Raw genomic sequence first — 16,409 nt, 5'->3', positions numbered from 1 at the left:
TTTTTCGTGGGGGTGGGGGGGCGGAGGGGAGCAGGGTGGGTTTTCTGCCAGACGGGGGAAGAGGGGGGGGGGGGGGGGGGGGGGGGACCCACCCCCCCCCCCCCCCCCCCCCCCCCCGCACCGTGCGTCCGCCGGTCGGGGCGGCCCCCGCTCGGCGGATCGTGGGGCCGCCGCCTGCGACCTCGTCGTGTCGGCGGTGGCTCAGCCGCAGTTGCCGTTCGTCGGCCGGTCCGCGAAGCGGTCCGCGAGCCAGTCGGCGGCCGGCCGGGAACCCGCGATCGCGCCGAGGACGTGCTCGCCGAGCGGGATCGAGTGCCACTGGACGGTGGCGCCCTTGGCGCACCAGTCGGCCCGCAGCTGCCTGCCGACCCCGTAGGGGATCAGTTCGTCGACGGTGCCGTGGTAGAGGTACACCGGGGCGTCCGGCTTGCGGGTGCCCAGGTCCGATGCGCGCAGCCGTCGCTGCCAGTCCGGTTCGTCCAGCGGGTTTTTGACGGTGACGTCGGAGATCTTCTTGAACAGGCCCGCGACGGTGTCGACGGCCACGCAGTTGTTCTTCATGAAGTCGACGTAGTGCCGGCCCTTGTCGTTGAGGTACTTCTCCAGGTGCAGTTCGGGGAAGGCTGCGTTCTGCCCGGTGGCGGCCATCAGGATGAGTCCGGCGCCGATGTTGCCGTTGTTGGCGTCGGCGACCTTGCGCAGATCGGCCGGGACGCCGCCGGTCGCGGTGCCCTTGACGTCGAGTTCGGGCGCGTAGGAGCGGTGCAGTTCGGCGGCCCAGCTGCTGGCCTGGCCGCCCTGGGAGTAGCCCATGATGCCGACCGGGGAGCCCTCGGTGACGCCGGCCGCGGTGGCCCCGGGCAGCCGCTGTGCGGCCCGGGCGGCGTCGAGGACGGCCTGTCCCTCGGCGCGGCCGACGGTGTAGGTGTGGTCGCCGGGGGTGCCCAGGCCTTCGTAGTCGGTGACCGCGACCGCCCAGCCCCTGGCGGTGAGCTGCTGGATGAGATTGGCCTCCATGGTGGTGCCCTTGGGGAAGCCGGCCGAGGGCGCGCAGGAGTCGGCGAGGCCGACGGTGCCGACGGCGTAGGTGATGAGCGGCCGGGGGCCGGTGCGGCCGTCGTCGGGGACGATGACCGTGCCGGAGACGGTGTTGGGGGTGCCCTCGGCGGTGGTGGAGCGGTAGGTGACGTGCCAGGCGCGGGTGCGGGTGGGCTGGCCGGGCAGCGGGTGGAAGGACGTCGGGGCGGAGGCCACGATGTCGCCGGGGCTGCCGTGCGGGTGCGCGGCCGGCCGCGGTGCCGCGGCGCTCGCGCCGGCGAGGCCGAGCGTGAGTGCCAGGGCGACGGTGGCGAGTGCGGTGGGGCGACGGTGCATACGGCTCTCCCAACTGACGCGGATGCTGGGGTGGTTGCTGCGACCGTAGTGACTCGCCGGTAAGGAAGGCGCTGACCGGGACGCTCAGCTTTGTTGACCCGGTGTCTCATGACGCGCGGGCCGGTCACCGGGGGCGGGGTGGCCGGACTGCTCGGCGGCCGCACCGCTCAACCGGTAGGCGCCGGGGGTGGTGCCCGTCCAGCGCCGGAAGGCGCGGTGGAACGCGGTGTCCTCCGAAAAGCCGATCCGCGCCGCGAGTTCGGCGATCGGCTCGCGCCCCGCGACCAGTGAGGTGATCGCCGCGTCCCGGCGTACCGCGTCCTTCAGCCGCTGGTACGAGGTCCCCTCGGCCTGGAGCCTGCGCCGCAGCGTCGCCGGGCTCACCGCCAGCCGGGCCGCGACCTCGCCGACCTCCGGGAGCCGTGCCGGAGCCGCGGTCCGCAGGGCCTGGACGAGGGTGCGGCGCACCTGCTCGGCGACGGTGGTGCCATAGTCGCGCCGGCTCAGCAGATCGGCCGGCGCCCGCCGCAGCATGGCCGCCAGCGCGCCCTCGTCCCGTACGACGGGCGCGGCGAGCCAGTGCGCGTCCCAGCCTGCCGCGGTGCGCTCGGCTCCGAAGTGCACCGGGCAGCCGAACAGTACGTCGTATTCGTGGGCGTGGGCCGGCGCCGGATAGGCGAAGTGCGCCCAGCGCAGCGGGATGCGGCGGCCGATCAGCCAGCTGGAGAGCCGGTGCCAGATGATCAGGATGCACTCGGAGAGGAAGTCGCCCTCGTCGTAGGGGCGCAGGTCGGTGCGTACGGAGAAGACTGCCGGGGCGCTGTGGCCGGCCGGGGCGGGGAGCGTCTCGACCGCCATCTCGGGGCCACCGGGAAAGAGCCGGTAGAAGCGCGCCGCGCGGTCCAGCGCCGAGCCCAGGTCGGGGCAGCCCAGGCAGGCGTGGCACATCATGGCGAAGGTGCCGCGGCGGCTGGGCTCGGGGCCCAGGCCCAGGAACTCGTCGTCCGTCGCGCGGTGCAGGGCCTTGACCAGCCGGGTGAACTGCTCCGGTGTGACGCGGGCGCGGTCGTCGCCGAGCAGCAGCGGCGGGATCCGGGCGGCCTGGAGCAGCGGCACGGTGTCGACGCCGAGGCGTTGTGCGCCGCTCAGCGCGGCTCGCACATGGTGCATCGCGATCGTCAGCCGGCTCATGGCCCGACACCGTAGCGGCCATGAGCGAAGAGGTCAGCGGGCGTGACGGTGCCCGTCGTCCCCGGGGCCGGTGGCGGGTCCCCACGGTCTGCCCGGGGGAGCCCCTCGCCGCCCGCGGCCCCGTGGGCCGGGCGCCTCAGCAGATCCGTGGCAGCTGCTCCCCCAGCGGAAGATCGACCACGCGGGTACCGCCCAGGAGGGTGCGGGCCACGACCATGCCGGGGTGGGTGGCGACGGTCTCACCGATGATGGTGGCGCCGGCGCCCAGGGGGTGGGTGCGCATGGCGTCCAGGACGGCGTCGGCGTGCTCGCGGGGGACGAAGGCGACCAGTTTGCCTTCGTTGGCGACGTACATGGGGTCCAGGCCGAGGATGGCGCAGGCGTTGGCGACGGTCGCAGGGACGGGGATGGCGCGTTCCTGGATGACGATGCCGGTGCAGGAGGCGGTGGCGATCTCGCACAGGGCCGCGGCCAGCCCGCCGCGCGTGGGATCGCGCAGGACGTGCAGGTCGGGGGTGACGGCGAGCATGGTCTCGACCAGGCCGCCGAGGGCCGCGCAGTCGCTCTCGATCTCGACGCCGAATTCCAGGCCCTCGCGGACGCTCATGATCGCCACGCCGTGGACGCCGATGTCACCGCTGACGATCACGACGTCGCCGGGGACGACGCGCTGCGGGCGGAGGTCGACACCGGACGGGATCAGGCCGATGCCGGCGGTGTTGATGTAGACGCCGTCGCCGTGGCCCGCCTCGACGACCTTGGTGTCGCCGGTGGCCACCTCGACGCCGGCGGCCCGCGCGGCCGCCCCCATCGCGTCGGCGACCCCGGCGACCACCGGCATCTCCACGCCCTCCTCCAGGATGAACCCGCAGGAGAGGTAGGCGGCCCGGGCGCCGCTCATGGCGAGGTCGTTGACGGTGCCGTTGACGGCGAGGTCGCCGATGCTGCCGCCGGGGAAGAACAGCGGCCGCACGACGAAGGAGTCGGTGGAGAAGGCGAGGCGGGCACCCCCGAGGGACACCGCGGCGGAGTCGCCGAGCTGGGCGAGGACCTCGCCGCCGAAGGCGGGTACGAAGATCTGCTGCACGAGTTCGGCGGAGAGCGCACCGCCCCCGCCGTGCCCCATCACCACGCGCGGCTGGTCGCGCAGCGGGGTGGGGCAGGTCCAGCCGGAGATGTCGACGGTGGGCAGTTGGCGGTCGGCCGGTGTGGGGGCGTTCGGCGCGGTGCGGGGGGTGTCAGACAACGGGGGTCGCCTCCAGCGGGGTGGGCGGGGTGCCGAGTCGGCGGTAGAGGAAGTAGGCGGCGCAGGCCCCCTCGCTGGAGACCATGGTGGCGCCGAGCGGGGTGCGCGGGGTGCAGGTGGTGCCGAACGCCTCGCATTCGTGCGGCTTGATGAGGCCCTGCAGGACCTCGCCGCTGCGGCAGGCCGCGGGTTCGCGGGTGGTGATGCCGGACACGGAGAAGCGGTGCTCGGCGTCGTAGTGGCGGTAGCGCTCCGACAGCCGCCAGCCGCTGGCGGGGATGGTGCCGATGCCGCGCCAGGCGCGGTCGGTGACCTCGAAGACATCGGCGAGCATGGCCTGGGCGGCCGGGTTGCCCTCGGTGCGCACCGCGCGCGGATAGGCGTTGTCCACGGTGTGTTCGCCGCGTTCGAGCTGGCGGACGGTGCGGCGGATGCCCTCCAGGATGTCCAGTGGCTCGAAGCCGGTGACGACGATCGGGACCTGGAAGCGTTCGGCGAGGGCCGGGTACTCCCCCATGCCCATCACGCTGCACACATGGCCGGCGGCGAGGAACGCCTGGACCCGGCAGCTGGGCGAGGTCATGATCGCCTCGATGGCGGGCGGCACCCGGACGTGCGAGACCAGCAGGCTGAAGTTGGGGATGCCGAGCCGGCTCGCCTGATGGACCGTCATGGCGTTGGGCGGGGCGGTGGTCTCGAAGCCGATGCCGAAGAACACCACTTCGCGGTGCGGGTTCTGCTGGGCGATCTTCAGCGCGTCGAGCGGGGAGTAGACCACCCGTACGTCGCCGCCCTGACTGCGCACCTGGAACAGGTCGCGGTCGCTGCCGGGGACGCGGAGCATGTCCCCGAAGGAGCAGAAGATCACGTCGGGGCGGGCCGCGATCTCCAGGGCCTTGTCGATGACCTCCAGCGGCGTCACACAGACCGGACAGCCCGGCCCGTGGATCAACTCGACCTCGTCGGGCAGGAGTTGGTCGATGCCGTGCCGGATGATGGTGTGGGTCTGGCCGCCGCAGACCTCCATCAGGGCCCAGGGGCGGGTCACCGTGGCGTGGATGTCGTCCAGCAGCCGGCGGGCCAGCTCGGGGTCCTGGAATTCGTCGATGTACTTCACTGCCGCGCCTCCCGCGCCGTCTCGCCCACGGCCACCGCCGTGGCGCCGCCAGTCTCCGACAGCCGCTGGGAGGCGGCCGCCGCCTCCCAGGGGTCACCGAACTCCTCCTGGAGCAGGCCGAGTTCCTCGAAGAGCGCGAGGGTCTGCCGGGCGGACTCCTCGTCCAGGCGCTGCAGCGCGAAGCCGACGTGCACGATCGCGTACTCGCCGACCTTCAGGTCCGGGACGTACTCCAGGCACACCTCCTTGACGACCCCGCCGAAGTCGACGGTGGCCATCCGGGTGCCGTCCCGCTCCTCGATGTCCAATACCTTGCCGGGTACCGCCAGGCACATGGGCCTCTCCTCGTCATGGGTACGTTGCGTCTGCCGCGCGCCACTTGGCTCAGGGCACGCCCACCCCGCCGTACAGGGGCGTGGTGCGCGCCGCCACGACGATCTGGCCGAGGGCCAGCCCCCCGTCGTTGGGCGGGATCGAGCGGTGGCGCAGGACGGTGAAGCCGTCCTGGCGCAGCCGGCCGGCGGTGGCCTCGGCCAGCAGGGTGTTGGCGAAGACGCCCCCGGTCAGGGCGACGGTGCCCAGTCCGGCGCGCTCCCGTGCCAGCCCGCACAGGTGCCGCACCAGGCCGGCGACCGCCGTGTGGAAGCGGGCGGCGATCAGCGCCGGGGCGGTGCCCGCGCGGACGTCCCGGACGATCGCGGTGAGCAGCGGCGCCGGATCGGCGAGGGTGTCGGCGAGCAGGCCCTTGGGGTCCGCCGGTGCGGAGTGCAGGGCGAAGGTGTAGCCGGCGCCGTCGTCCTCGCCGGCGGTCAGGGCCGCGGCTTCGAGTGCGACGGCGGCCTGCGCCTCGTAGCCGGAGTGGTGGCAGATCCCGGCGAGCGAGGAGACGGCGTCGAAGAGCCGGCCCATGCTGGAGGTGGGCACGCAGTTGAGGTGGCGTTCGAGCTGCCGGGCCAGCAGCCGCCGTTCGTCGGGCGGGCAGGCCGCCACCGGGGGCAGGTCCTCGGCCCAGTCGATGCCGGCGGCGCGCAGATGGGCCAGCGCCATCCGGTAGGGGCGCCGTACGGTGGTGTCGCCGCCGGGCAGCGGCACATAGGCGAGCTGCCCGAAGCGGCGGTATCCGTCGTAGTCGGCGAGCAGGATCTCGCCGCCCCATACGGCCTGGTCGTCGCCGTAGCCGGTGCCGTCGAAGGCGACGCCGATGACCGGCAGGCCGCCGTCGAGGCCGTGTTCGGTCATGGCCGAGGCGATATGCGCATGGTGGTGCTGGACCCGTACGAGCGGCCGGCCTTCGGTGTGGCGCTGGGCCCACTGGCCGGACCGGTAGCCGGGGTGCCGGTCGGCCGCGAGCAGCTGGGGCCGCACCCCGGTGACCGTCTCCAGGTGCGCCTCGGCCGCTTCGAACGCGAGCTGGGTGGCGATGTCGTCCATGTCGCCGATGTGCGCGGACAGCCAGGCGCGGCGCCCCTCGGCCAGGCACAGCACGTTCTTGAGGTCGCCGCCGGCCGCGAGCGCGGGCCGTACGGGCACCGGGAGCGGGACGGGGAGCGGCGCATAGCCGCGGGAGCGGCGCACGAAGAGCGGCTCGCCGTCGCTGATCCGGACCACCGAGTCGTCGCACGGGATCCGGATCGGCCGGTCGTGGGTGAGCCAGGCGTCCGCCAGGTGCGCCAGCCGGCGCAGGGCCTCGTCGTCGTCGGTGACGATCGGTTCGCCGGCGAGATTGCCGCTGGTCATCACCAGCAGCCGGGGCCCGGGCGGATCGCCGGGCAGGCCGAGCAGGAGGTGGTGCAGCGGGGTGTAGGGAAGCATGACGCCCAGGTCGGGGCTGTCCGGGGCGACGGCCTCGGAGAGCGCCGGCGCACCGGGCACCGGCGCGGGGTCCGGGATGCGGCGCAGCAGGACGATGGGCCGCTGGGGTCCGGTGAGCAGGGCGCGTTCCTCGTCCCGTACGCGCACCAGGTGGGCGATGTCGTCGATATGACGGGCCATCAGGGCGAGCGGTTTGTCACCGCGGGCCTTGCGGCGGCGCAGCAGCCTGACGGCGGTGTCGTGGGAGGCGTCGCAGACGAGGTGGTAGCCGCCGAGGCCTTTGACGGCCACGATCGCGCCGTCCGCGAGCAGCCGCCGGGTGCCGGCGACGGGGTCGGCGCCGCGCTCCGGGCGGGGCGGCCGGGTGCGGTCGTCGGGGTCCGCGGTCAGCAGTCGCAGCCGGGGGCCGCAGTCGTGGCAGGCGATGGGCTGGGCGTGGAAGCGCCGGTCGGCCGGGTCCGCGTACTCCCGCGCGCAGCCCGCGCACATCGGGAAGCGGTCCATGGTCGTCAGCGCGCGGTCGTAAGGGAGCGCGGTGACGATGGTGAACCGCGGCCCGCAGTGCGTGCAGGTCAAGAAGGGGTGCCGGTGGCGGCGGTCGGCCGGGTCGGTCAGCTCGGCCAGGCAGGCGTCGCAGGTGGCGGCGTCCGGGGCGACCAGGGTGCGCGAGGAACCGTGGCCCTGGGAGGGCAGGATGCGGAACCCGGCCTCGCCGACCGCGGCGATGTCCTCGCCGTCGACGGCCTCGACGACGGCCAGCGGGGGTGCCTCGCCGCCGATCCGTTCGGCGAAGCGGGCGAGCGCGGCGGGGTGGCCCTCGACCTCGGCGACCACGCCCTCGCCGGTGTTGGCGACATGGCCGGTCAGGCCCAGTTCGGTGGCGAGGGCGTGGACGAACGGCCGGAAGCCGACGCCCTGGACGACGCCGCGCACGGTGATCCGGCGGCGCGCGGCACCCGCCGCGGGGGCCCCCGCCGGGGCCCGGTCGACCTGCCCGGTGGTCATGAGCGGCTCGACGCCACGGTGCCGGGGCCGGACCGGTGGGTGTGACCGCCCGTCACCCGCGGCGCGTGGGTGTGGTGCTCCTCGTCCCGGCATGCCTCGGCCTGCGGCTGCTGCCCCTCCCCGGCGTCGTGCACATGGTGGGACTTGCGGGTCATGACGGGGAGGTGCACCGGCGCCCCGTCGCGCGCGGCCAGCGCCCGTTCCAGCAGTACGCCGTCCCCTTCGCCGCCGCGCGCCGAGGTGAGCACGACCTCGACGCCGGGGTTGATCCGCTCGACGTTGGCGCGGAACTCCGCCTCGTCGAAGGAGACCGCCTGCGCGATGTCGGTCTTGGTGACGACGACCAGGTGGGCGAGGCCGAAGGCGGTGGGGTACTTCAGCGGCTTGTCCTCGCCCTCGGTGACCGACGCCAGGACGACCCGCAGCGTCTCCCCCAGGTCGTAGGAGGCCGGACAGACCAGGTTGCCGACGTTCTCGACGAACAGCAGCCGGGTGTCGGCGGGCAGCCAGCCGTGCAGGTGCCCGCCGAGCATCTCGGCCTCCAGGTGGCACAGCCCGTCGGTGAGCACCTGCTTGACGGGCACTCCGGAGCGGGAGAGCCGTACCGCGTCGTTCTCGGTGGCGAGGTCGGCGGTGAGGGCGGCGACGGGGATGCCACGGCTGCGGGCGAGGGTGAGTTCGCGCTCCAGGAGGGCGGTCTTGCCGCTGCCGGGGCTGGAGAGCAGATTGACGACCGCGGTGCCCCTGGCCGCGAGGTCCTCGCGCAGGGTGTGGGCGCAGGCGTCGTTCTTGGCGAGGACGGCCTGTTGCAGGTCGACGACACGGCACATGGTTCAGCGCTCCTGAGGAATCGGTGCGGGGACCGGGGCGTCGTTCCAGCACACGGTGACGATCTGCAGTTCACGGCCGGACAGCAGTCCGTCCGTCGCCCCGCCGCAGTCCGGGCAGCTCAGCCGCGGCGGCATGCCCACCTGCCAGGTCGTCGCGCAGGGGCCGCAGCGGGCGCGGGCCGGCACCGGTTCCATGACGAGTTCGGCGCCCTCCAGCGCCGTGCCGGCACAGGCGAGTTCGAAGGAGAAGGCCAGTGCGTCGGGGACCACTCCGGCCAGTTCGCCGACCTGCAACCGGACGCTGCGGACCGCGGTGGCCCCGGCGGGCCGGGCCGCGCCTTCGACCTGGTCCACGACGGCCAGCGCGATGGACATCTCGTGCATCGGTCCCTCTCTGGTGCGGGGACGGCCGGGTGCCGCCGGGGGGTGTCCGGCGGCCCTGGGCTTCATTAGACGGCGCCGCCGCGGGGCGGCCCGGGTGCCTCGCCGGGGCGGCGCGGTGGCGTACGCCGTTCGGTGCAGCGCGGGCGGCGGCCGGCCGCCGTCCCGTCACATGGCCCGGATGCGCAGATAGCGCTTGAGGTCGGGAAGCAGGGACTTCATGGCGAGGGCGAGTGCGGTGGCGGCCGCGCCGCCCAGGGCGAGCTTCAGCATGGTGTCGTGTTCCTCTCACTGGTGCCCGGTCGGTTGGCGACCGGTGCCGGCTCTTCGGCGGGGTGTTCCGGTTCCTCCACGGGGTCCGGTTCCGGGTCGTCCGCGGCGCCGGATGCCGGTGCGTCCGCGCCGACCAGACGCAGGATCAGCCGTACGGCCTCGTCGACCGCGGCCTCGACCGGTGCGCTGAGTCCGATGCCTTCGGCGACATCGGCGGGTTCGCAGCCGACGACCAGGACGCGCCGCGGGCGCCGTTGCCCGGTGCCCGCGCTGAGCGTGTCGAGCAGCGCGAGCACGGTGTCGGGGGTCATGTGGTGGCCGTCGAGCGCGGTGGACCCGGCGGCGGGGGCGGAACTGGTGGTGGCGTCGAGGAGGTAGACGGTGCCGGGCGCGCCGCTGCGCGCGGCGGCGTCCACGAGCAGGACGGTGTGGTAGCCCTCCAGCATCTGGTAGGCGAGGTGCACGCCCCGTACACCGGCGTCGACGACCTCCACGCCCTCCGGGAGGGGGTGTTCGGCGAGCCGGCGGACGGCTTCGACGCCGAAGCCGTCGTCGCCGAGGAAGATGTTGCCGACGCCCGCGATCAGGGTCTTCCCGGGCGGTCCGGCGGCGGGGGCGGGGGAGCTCACGCGTCCTCCAGAGGGGCGATCTCATCGGGTTGGAAGTACAGGAAGCGGCCCTGCTCCCGCTGGATGTCGGCGCCCGGGTCGTCCTCGACGGTCACCGCCAGGTGGACCCCGCCGTCCACGTCGTGCAGCACGGCCTCGACCCGGGCGCTGCGGCCCTGGAGGAAGAGGTCCTGGGCGTCGGTGCGGCGCAGGCCCGGCTTCAGCAGCACCCGGCTGCCCGCGCCGACCGACCGCCCGTCGACGGTGATCCGGTCGTGCGCCGGGTCGACGCCGCGGTCGCCGGCCGGGTCCCACCAGGGGGTGTCCGGGCGGGTGCCCGGCACGTCGGGGGCGGCCGGGTCGGCGGGGGCGGCCGGGCCGGTGTCGGTGACCTCGCGCAGCGCACGGACGGCGCCGTGCAGCCGCTCCAGGACCTCGGGCGGCATGGTGTCGGCGAGCGCGATGACGTCTGCGGCGCGCGGGTCGGTACCGCGGGCCTCGCGCTTCTCCTGGTCGGTGAGGGCGGCGGTGCGCAGCGCGAGGATCTCATCGATCTCCAGGGCGTCGTAGAGCGCTCCGGGGCTTTCGGGGGCGATGGCCGGATGGTCCTCCAGGATGATCGGGGAGGACAGCACCACATCGGCGCGGCCCGACTCACCGGCCAGCACGGGCCAGGAGTGCTCGTTGCGGCAGGACGCCGCGGCGGCCCGGGCCCATTCGGGCGGGTCGGTCATGGACAGGAACGAGCCCGCGCTCAGGCCGAGCAGGAGATGGGCGCCGACCAGGGAGTACGGCAGTGCGGCGGTGCGGTCGGCGGCGGCGGCGTCGGCCGGCTGCCAGGTGCTGGTGTTCTCCACGGTCGCGGTCAGCCGCAGCGCCGCGTACGGTCCGTCGAGCGCGTCGGCGGTCAGCCGTACCAGGCCCTCGATCCCGGCGCGGCGGCGCACCAGCCGGCCGACCGGCCGTCCCTGGGCGTCGTGGACCGGCTCGGTCTCCTCATGTGCGGGGCGGGTGAACGGGATCGTCAGGCCCTCGTCGGTCAGCTTGGCGACGTCCACGTCCAGGGTGATGCGCTCCTCGGTCCCCTCGTCCCAGCAGGACACCACCCGGTCGGGCAGTTCGAGTTGCTCCACGGTCTCGAACTCCCCGTCGGCGACGAGGCGTTGGACGGTGCGCCGCTGGGCGTGCAGAAACCGCAGTTCGGCCGAGAGGCGAGCGCCCGCCCTGGGTTCCATGAGGCATTCGGTGCGCTGGAAGGAGTGCTCGGCGTGCTCGGCGCCCCAGCCCGGCGGCACCAGGACGCCGAACTGCCACCGGAGCCGGTTCTTGGCGGCGGAGGCGCGGTAGGGGTAGAGCACATAGCCCTCGAACAGCACGGCGTCGGCCACCTGGCGGGCGGTGGCGAAGCGGTCCGCCGCCTCGTCGGGCAGGACACCGGTCGTCACGGTGTGGTCCTCTCGGTGACGGGGCGGGCCGCGGCCCCGGGGAGGAGCCGGGCGCGCGGGGCGGGCGGCTCGGGGCCGTCGGCGCCGGCCAGCAGCGCCTCGACGGTCGCCTGCCAGGAGGGCAGGGCGCGCCGGGAGCGGTAGGCGAGCAGGGCGTCGAGGGTTTCGCGCGGCAGCCGGAGCCAGCCGCAGCCGGGGAAGTGTGCCTCGGTCATCTCCTGCCAGACCGTCACCGGCATGCGGACGGAAGCTTCCTTGTTCCAGGGCACCGGCTGGACCTGGAAGCCGCCGGCGCCGGCGAAGACCGTGCCGGAGAAGAGCAGCAGCAGCGGGACCTCGCCGTCGCGCAGTGCGTGGAAGTAGCGGCCGGCCGCGACGTCCAGGTCGTAGCTGCACGGGACGGGCAGATCCACTTCGCACTCGCCGGTGAAGCCGGGGACGACGAGCGAGACCTGGGCGAACTGCAGGGGGTGCAGGGTGCTGCTCCAGCGGGAGCGGTCGCCGAAGAGGTCGGCGAGCGCCTCGGCCTCGTCGGGCAGGTAGCCGCGCCGGGCCGGCTCGATCCGGATCTGGCAGCGCAGCGCGAGGGCGTGCACCCGTACCGCCGGGTCGGGGGCGGTCAGGCGCAGCCGGAACAGCAGGGTGGGGGCGGCGGCGTAGGGGTCGGCGCGGACACCGGTGCAGACGAAGGACAGGTCGGTCACGGCCGGTCGTCCTCCTTCGGGGGACGGGCCCGGCGGGCGACCTTGGTGAAGAAGTCGGCGAGCGCGGCGCGCGCCTCGGCGCCGCCGTCGAAGCCGTGCCACAGCAGCCGCATCCGGCCCACGAGTTCGTAGCAGATGTCGATGGGCACCAGATAGCAGTCGATCCGGCCTTCGATGCGGCGCAGCAGCAGCGCCTCCACGTCGGGCTGGAGGAGTTCGGCCAGCCGGCTGGCGGCCAGCACGGTCTGCCAGGTGGACGGGTCGAGTTCGCTCTCGGTGGCGCCGGCCGGGCTGGGGTAGAGCGCGACCAGCCGGTCCAGGTCGGAGTGGCGCAGGAAGAACGCGACGCCGACGGGGATCTGCAGCAGGTCCCAGGCCCCGTCGTCGAGGGTGTGGCCGGGGTCGACGAGGTAGCGGTCGGGGACGCTGCGGAACTGCCCGGCGCCGGGCGCCTCGAAGAGCAGCGCGCAGGGGGTGCAGGCGCAGGCCAGCGCGCGGCGGGTGATGTCGACCAGGTGGCGGTGGTTGTGCTCGGCGAGCACCATCGCGCACAGTTCGCAGCGTTCGGGGGCGGGCGGTGCCGGTGCGCGGAAGCGGCGCAGACCGCGGTGGGCGGTCAGCGGCCCCAGACGCATGGCCGCCGTCTGCGGGGCGCTCACGAGACGGTGGCGGCGGTCGGCGGGCGGCTGGAGATCTGCAGCAGCGGCGGTTCGGTGCGGGCGTCGGCCGCCTCCCACTGCACCGCGGTCACCTCGGGGGCGAAGCAGCTCAGGGCGGCCTCGACGGCCTGCTGGGCGGCCTGGCTCGTGCTGGGGCAGCCGCAGCCGCCGGAGTCGGCCGACCGCAGCCGCAGTACGCCGGTGTCGGCGGCGAACTCCGCGACGTCGGCCGGGTGCCGGCGGCGGACGCTGTCCAGGGCGCGGTCGATGCGGGCGGCGGTGTCCTCGGGGTGCAGGTCGTGCAGCACCAGCAGGCCGGCCACCAGCTCGTCGCCCAGCAGCGCCGCCCACGGGCCGCCGTCGCCCGTGTCGCGCTGCGCGAGGTGCGCGATCCGGGCGAGCCCCGCGCCGTAGAAGTCCATCAGCACGCGCACGAGTTCCTCGGCGGCGGCGCTCGCCTCCCGGTCCTCGCGCCGGGCGAGGCGGTCCAGTACCTCCTCGACGCGGCGGCCGGTCGCCTCCGCGTTCGGTGCGGCGGTCTGCTCCGGGGCGGTGGGGGCGCTCATCCGGACAGCCCGCTCAGGCCGGTGGGCACATGCATCTTCTGTACGGATCTGCCGTCGCCGACGTACATGTGGACGCCGCAGGGCAGACACGGGTCGAAGCTGCGCACTGTGCGCATGATGTCGATGCCCTTGAAGTTCTCCGGGGTGTTCTCCTCGAAGATCGGGGTGTTCTGGACGGCGTCCTCGTACGGGCCCGGGGTGCCGTAGCTGTCGCGGGTGCTGGCGTTCCACGGAGTCGGCGGGTAGGGGTGGTAGTTGGCGATCTTGCCGTCCCGGATGACCATGTGGTGTGAGAGGACGCCGCGTACCGCCTCGGTGAAACCGCAGCCGATGGACTCGTCGGGGACCTCGAACTTCTCCCAGGTCTGGGTGCGTCCGGCGCGTACCTCGTTGAGGCCCTGCTCGGCGAAGTGCAGCGCCATGGCGGCCGCGTAGGCCTGGAAGTAGGTGCGGGCGCGGTTGCGCTCCAGGGCGTTGCTCCACTTCGGGATCTTCCATTCGAAGCGGGCCTCGGGCTTGGTCATGCTGCGCGGCAGGTCGATGACCACGCTCTGGCCGGTGGCCTTGACGTACGGCGTGTCGACGAGCCCGGACAGCGCGGTGGACCAGAGCCGGGCGATCGGGCCGCCGCCGGTGTCCAGCGCCAGGTGCTCCTTGCCGTCGAACCACCGCGGTGACATCACCCAGCTGTACTTGTCGTTGAAGTCCCGCTTCTGCGGAGCGGGGATGGTGTGCTGGTTCCACGGGTGGCGCGGGTCGACAGGGTTGCCGAGCGGGTCGTGGGTGACGAACTGCTCCTGGCCCTGCCAGTCCTGGTAGTAGGAGCTGCCCAGCAGGATCCGGATGCCGAGGTTGATCTCGGTGAGGTCGTTGGTCACGAGCTTGCCGTCGACGATGATGCCGGGGGTGACGAACATCTTGCGCCCCCAGTCCGTCATGTTGCGGTACGTGAAGTCGCAGTGCTCCGGGTCGTTGAGGGCGCCCCAGCAGCCCAGCAGGACGCGGCGGCGGCCGACCTCCTCGTAGCCCGGAAGGGCCTCGTAGAAGAAGTCGAACAGGTCGTCGTGGAGCGGGACGACTCGCTTCATGAACTCGACGTAGCGCATCAGCCGGCTGAGGTAGTCGGTGAAGAGCTGGACGCTGGCGACGGTGCCGACGCCACCCGGGTAGAGCGTGGAGGGGTGCACATGGCGGCCCTCCATCAGGCAGAACATCTCCCGGGTGTAGCGGCTGACCTGGAGCGCCTCGCGGTAGAACTCGCCCTCGATGGGGTTGAGGGCGGTCATGATGTCGGCGATGGTGCGGTAGCCGTGGTCGCCGGCGTGCGGGGCTTCGGTGCGCTGGGCGACCTCCCAGACCCCGGGGTTGGTCTCGCGGACCATCTTCTCGCAGTAGTCGACCCCGACCAGGTTCTCCTGGAAGATGTTGTGGTCGAACATGTACTCGGCGGACTCGCCGAGGTTGATGATCCACTCCCCCAGGTGCGGCGGCTTGACCCCGTAGGCCATGTTCTGCGTGTACACCGAACAGGTGGCGTGGTTGTCGCCGCAGATGCCGCAGATCCGGCTGGTGATGAAGTGGGCGTCGCGCGGGTCCTTGCCGCGCATGAAGACGCTGTAGCCGCGGAAGACGGACGAGGTGCTGTAGCACTCCGCCACCCGCTTCTGCTTGAAGTCGATCTTGGTGTGGATGCCGAGGCTGCCCACGATCCGGGTGATCGGATCCCAGGACATCTCCGTCAGACCGCTGCCGTCACCGGCCGCCTTCGTCTTGGGTGCCATCGTGTGTGCCGTTGCCCTTCTGTACGCAGGAGGTGGGGTCGGACGGAGAGTCCGGGGTCGAGTTCAAAACGGCTCGGGGTGTGCGCTCACCACGGTTTGCGGTAGCCGGTGGTCAGTTGGTCGCCGCGGTGGCGCCACTTGGGTTCGTGGTCGACGGTCTTGGCGGTGATACCGCGCAGCCGGCGGACGACGCTGCCGTACACCGTGCTGGCGGCGCTGGAGACCCTGCCGCCGGGCGGCTCGTCCATGAACGGCATGAACTTGTCGGGGAAGCCGGGCATGGTGCAGGCGATACAGAGACCGCCGACGTTCGGACAGCCGCCGATGCCGTCCATCCAGCCCCGCTTAGGGACATTGCATTTGACCACGGGGCCCCAGCATCCGAGCTTCACCAGGCACTTGGGCGAGTCGTAGGTGGTGGCGAACTGGCCCTGTTCGTAGTAACCGGCCCGGTCGCAGCCCTCGTGCACGGTCTCGCCGAAGAGCCAGGTGGGCCGCAGCTGCTCGTCCAGCGGGATCATCGGGGCCGCGCCGACCGCCTGGTAGAGCAGGTAGGTCAGCGTCTCGGAGAAGTTGTCCGGCTGGATCGGGCAGCCGGGCACACACACGATCGGGATGCCGGCCTTGGAGGTCCAGTCCCAGCCGAGGTAGTCGGGCACGCCCATGGCGCCGGTCGGGTTGCCGGACATGGCGTGGATGCCGCCGTACGTGGCGCAGGTGCCGATCGCGACGACGGCGAGCGCCTGGGGGGCGAGGCGGTCGATCCACTCACTGGTGGTGATGGGCTGGCCGGTCTCGGGGTCGTCGCCGAAACCGCACCAGTAGCCCTCCGGCTTGATCGACTCGTTGGGGACGGACCCCTCGATGACCAGGACGAACGGGTCGATCTCACCGCGCTCGCCCTTGAAGAACCACTCGATGAAGGTGTCCGCGCCCTGGACCGGGCCGCACTCGAAATCGATCAGTGGCCAGTGCACGGCTACCTTGGGCAGTCCCGGTAGCACGCTGAGCGCGATCTCCTCGATGCTCGGCTGGGTCGCGGCGGTGAGCGACACCGAGTCGCCGTCACAGCTCAGACCGGCGTTGATCCAGAGGATGTGGATCGGGGACTCGTCCTCGGCGGACGGTTTTCCGTTCGCGGCGGCCTTGTCGGCCACGCTCGATGCTGCGGACATGGCGATGTCTCCTAGGCGGATATGCAACGAAAGCGATGGTTCAAGGCTTCCGTCCACCTTGGTAACACCCCTTGACCCGCCGGGCCGGTCACCGGGGGCCGTTGCGGTGACGCATCGTGGCGGGGCAACGACGCAGCGGGGGGGGGGGGGGGGGGGGGGGGGGGGGGGGGGGGGGGGGGGGGGGGGGGGGGGGGGGGGGACGTAGGCCACCCCACCGACGCCACTACCCCCACTCCCCAGAC

General features: G+C 73.1%; 16 protein-coding genes. All 16 read right to left on the bottom strand.

The features are described from left to right. Positions 1 to 201: 201 nt before the first annotated feature. The gene (locus tag AC0680_RS36885) at positions 202 to 1,374 is read right to left on the bottom strand and encodes a lipase family protein (protein WP_478637406.1); all 1,173 of its coding nucleotides are present in this window, start codon (positions 1,372 to 1,374) and stop codon (positions 202 to 204) included. Positions 1,375 to 1,458: 84 nt separating this feature from the next. Further along, the gene (locus AC0680_RS36880; protein WP_478637405.1) at positions 1,459 to 2,565 is read right to left on the bottom strand and encodes an AraC family transcriptional regulator; all 1,107 of its coding nucleotides are present in this window, start codon (positions 2,563 to 2,565) and stop codon (positions 1,459 to 1,461) included. 136 nt (positions 2,566 to 2,701) lie between these two features. Then, on the bottom strand, positions 2,702 to 3,757 hold the full coding sequence (gene hypE, locus AC0680_RS36875) for a hydrogenase expression/formation protein HypE (protein ID WP_478637409.1): 1,056 nt from the start codon (positions 3,755 to 3,757) through the stop codon (positions 2,702 to 2,704). A 46-nt stretch (positions 3,758 to 3,803) separates the two neighbouring features. After that, positions 3,804 to 4,928 (bottom strand): hydrogenase formation protein HypD, encoded by a 1,125-nt coding sequence (gene hypD, locus AC0680_RS36870; RefSeq protein ID WP_468981216.1) that lies wholly within the window; start codon positions 4,926 to 4,928, stop codon positions 3,804 to 3,806. Continuing rightward, positions 4,925 to 5,263 (bottom strand): HypC/HybG/HupF family hydrogenase formation chaperone, encoded by a 339-nt coding sequence (locus AC0680_RS36865; protein ID WP_478637403.1) that lies wholly within the window; start codon positions 5,261 to 5,263, stop codon positions 4,925 to 4,927. The genes hypD and AC0680_RS36865 overlap by 4 nt, the downstream gene beginning before the upstream one ends. A gap of 49 nt (positions 5,264 to 5,312) precedes the next feature. After that, positions 5,313 to 7,745, bottom strand: coding sequence for a carbamoyltransferase HypF (gene hypF, locus AC0680_RS36860; protein WP_478637401.1), 2,433 nt, complete (start codon positions 7,743 to 7,745; stop codon positions 5,313 to 5,315). Beyond that, positions 7,742 to 8,575: a hydrogenase nickel incorporation protein HypB gene (hypB, locus tag AC0680_RS36855; RefSeq protein WP_478637400.1), complete on the bottom strand. Its 834-nt coding sequence runs from the start codon at positions 8,573 to 8,575 to the stop codon at positions 7,742 to 7,744. Before hypB ends, hypF begins: the two co-directional genes overlap by 4 nt. Positions 8,576 to 8,578: 3 nt before the next feature. Continuing rightward, positions 8,579 to 8,959 (bottom strand): hydrogenase maturation nickel metallochaperone HypA/HybF, encoded by a 381-nt coding sequence (locus AC0680_RS36850; RefSeq protein WP_384441832.1) that lies wholly within the window; start codon positions 8,957 to 8,959, stop codon positions 8,579 to 8,581. A gap of 165 nt (positions 8,960 to 9,124) precedes the next feature. Beyond that, on the bottom strand, positions 9,125 to 9,229 hold the full coding sequence (locus AC0680_RS36845) for a DUF6893 family small protein (protein WP_384441835.1): 105 nt from the start codon (positions 9,227 to 9,229) through the stop codon (positions 9,125 to 9,127). Continuing rightward, positions 9,223 to 9,858 carry a hydrogenase maturation protease gene (locus AC0680_RS36840; RefSeq protein ID WP_478637397.1) on the bottom strand — a complete coding sequence of 212 codons (636 nt, stop codon included), beginning with the start codon at positions 9,856 to 9,858 and terminating at the stop codon, positions 9,223 to 9,225. Before AC0680_RS36840 ends, AC0680_RS36845 begins: the two co-directional genes overlap by 7 nt. Next, the gene (locus tag AC0680_RS36835) at positions 9,855 to 11,282 is read right to left on the bottom strand and encodes a hypothetical protein (RefSeq protein ID WP_478637395.1); all 1,428 of its coding nucleotides are present in this window, start codon (positions 11,280 to 11,282) and stop codon (positions 9,855 to 9,857) included. Before AC0680_RS36835 ends, AC0680_RS36840 begins: the two co-directional genes overlap by 4 nt. Next, positions 11,279 to 11,986 carry a DUF6084 family protein gene (locus AC0680_RS36830; protein ID WP_478637393.1) on the bottom strand — a complete coding sequence of 236 codons (708 nt, stop codon included), beginning with the start codon at positions 11,984 to 11,986 and terminating at the stop codon, positions 11,279 to 11,281. The genes AC0680_RS36835 and AC0680_RS36830 overlap by 4 nt, the downstream gene beginning before the upstream one ends. Continuing rightward, complete coding sequence (locus tag AC0680_RS36825) at positions 11,983 to 12,621, bottom strand: DUF5947 family protein (RefSeq protein ID WP_478637407.1); 639 nt, start codon at positions 12,619 to 12,621, stop codon at positions 11,983 to 11,985. The genes AC0680_RS36830 and AC0680_RS36825 overlap by 4 nt, the downstream gene beginning before the upstream one ends. A gap of 20 nt (positions 12,622 to 12,641) precedes the next feature. Continuing rightward, a complete protein-coding gene (locus AC0680_RS36820) occupies positions 12,642 to 13,211 on the bottom strand; it encodes a hypothetical protein (RefSeq protein WP_478637392.1) in 570 nt (189 codons plus the stop codon). Continuing rightward, positions 13,208 to 14,992 carry a nickel-dependent hydrogenase large subunit gene (locus tag AC0680_RS36815; RefSeq protein ID WP_478637391.1) on the bottom strand — a complete coding sequence of 595 codons (1,785 nt, stop codon included), beginning with the start codon at positions 14,990 to 14,992 and terminating at the stop codon, positions 13,208 to 13,210. Before AC0680_RS36815 ends, AC0680_RS36820 begins: the two co-directional genes overlap by 4 nt. An 86-nt stretch (positions 14,993 to 15,078) precedes the next feature. Further along, positions 15,079 to 16,167, bottom strand: a complete 1,089-nt coding sequence (locus AC0680_RS36810) for an NADH-quinone oxidoreductase subunit B family protein (protein ID WP_468981235.1) — start codon at positions 16,165 to 16,167, stop codon at positions 15,079 to 15,081. Between the last annotated feature and the right edge of the window lie 242 nt (positions 16,168 to 16,409).

The organism is Streptomyces sp. NPDC043738 (assembly GCF_056436545.1).
This window is presented reverse-complemented; position numbering and strand designations above follow the sequence as displayed.

Excerpts from the sequence above, each read along its gene's own strand:
- AC0680_RS36885 (WP_478637406.1), bottom strand. The coding sequence starts at position 1,374 with ATGCACCGTCGCCCCACCGCACTCGCCACCGTCGCCCTGGCACTCACG.
- AC0680_RS36880 (WP_478637405.1), bottom strand. The coding sequence starts at position 2,565 with ATGAGCCGGCTGACGATCGCGATGCACCATGTGCGAGCCGCGCTGAGC.
- AC0680_RS36865 (WP_478637403.1), bottom strand. The coding sequence starts at position 5,263 with ATGTGCCTGGCGGTACCCGGCAAGGTATTGGACATCGAGGAGCGGGAC.
- hypF (WP_478637401.1), bottom strand. The coding sequence starts at position 7,745 with ATGACCACCGGGCAGGTCGACCGGGCCCCGGCGGGGGCCCCCGCGGCG.
- hypB (WP_478637400.1), bottom strand. The coding sequence starts at position 8,575 with ATGTGCCGTGTCGTCGACCTGCAACAGGCCGTCCTCGCCAAGAACGAC.
- AC0680_RS36850 (WP_384441832.1), bottom strand. The coding sequence starts at position 8,959 with ATGCACGAGATGTCCATCGCGCTGGCCGTCGTGGACCAGGTCGAAGGC.
- AC0680_RS36845 (WP_384441835.1), bottom strand. The coding sequence starts at position 9,229 with ATGCTGAAGCTCGCCCTGGGCGGCGCGGCCGCCACCGCACTCGCCCTC.
- AC0680_RS36825 (WP_478637407.1), bottom strand. The coding sequence starts at position 12,621 with ATGCGTCTGGGGCCGCTGACCGCCCACCGCGGTCTGCGCCGCTTCCGC.
- AC0680_RS36820 (WP_478637392.1), bottom strand. The coding sequence starts at position 13,211 with ATGAGCGCCCCCACCGCCCCGGAGCAGACCGCCGCACCGAACGCGGAG.
- AC0680_RS36815 (WP_478637391.1), bottom strand. The coding sequence starts at position 14,992 with ATGGCACCCAAGACGAAGGCGGCCGGTGACGGCAGCGGTCTGACGGAG.
- AC0680_RS36810 (WP_468981235.1), bottom strand. The coding sequence starts at position 16,167 with ATGTCCGCAGCATCGAGCGTGGCCGACAAGGCCGCCGCGAACGGAAAA.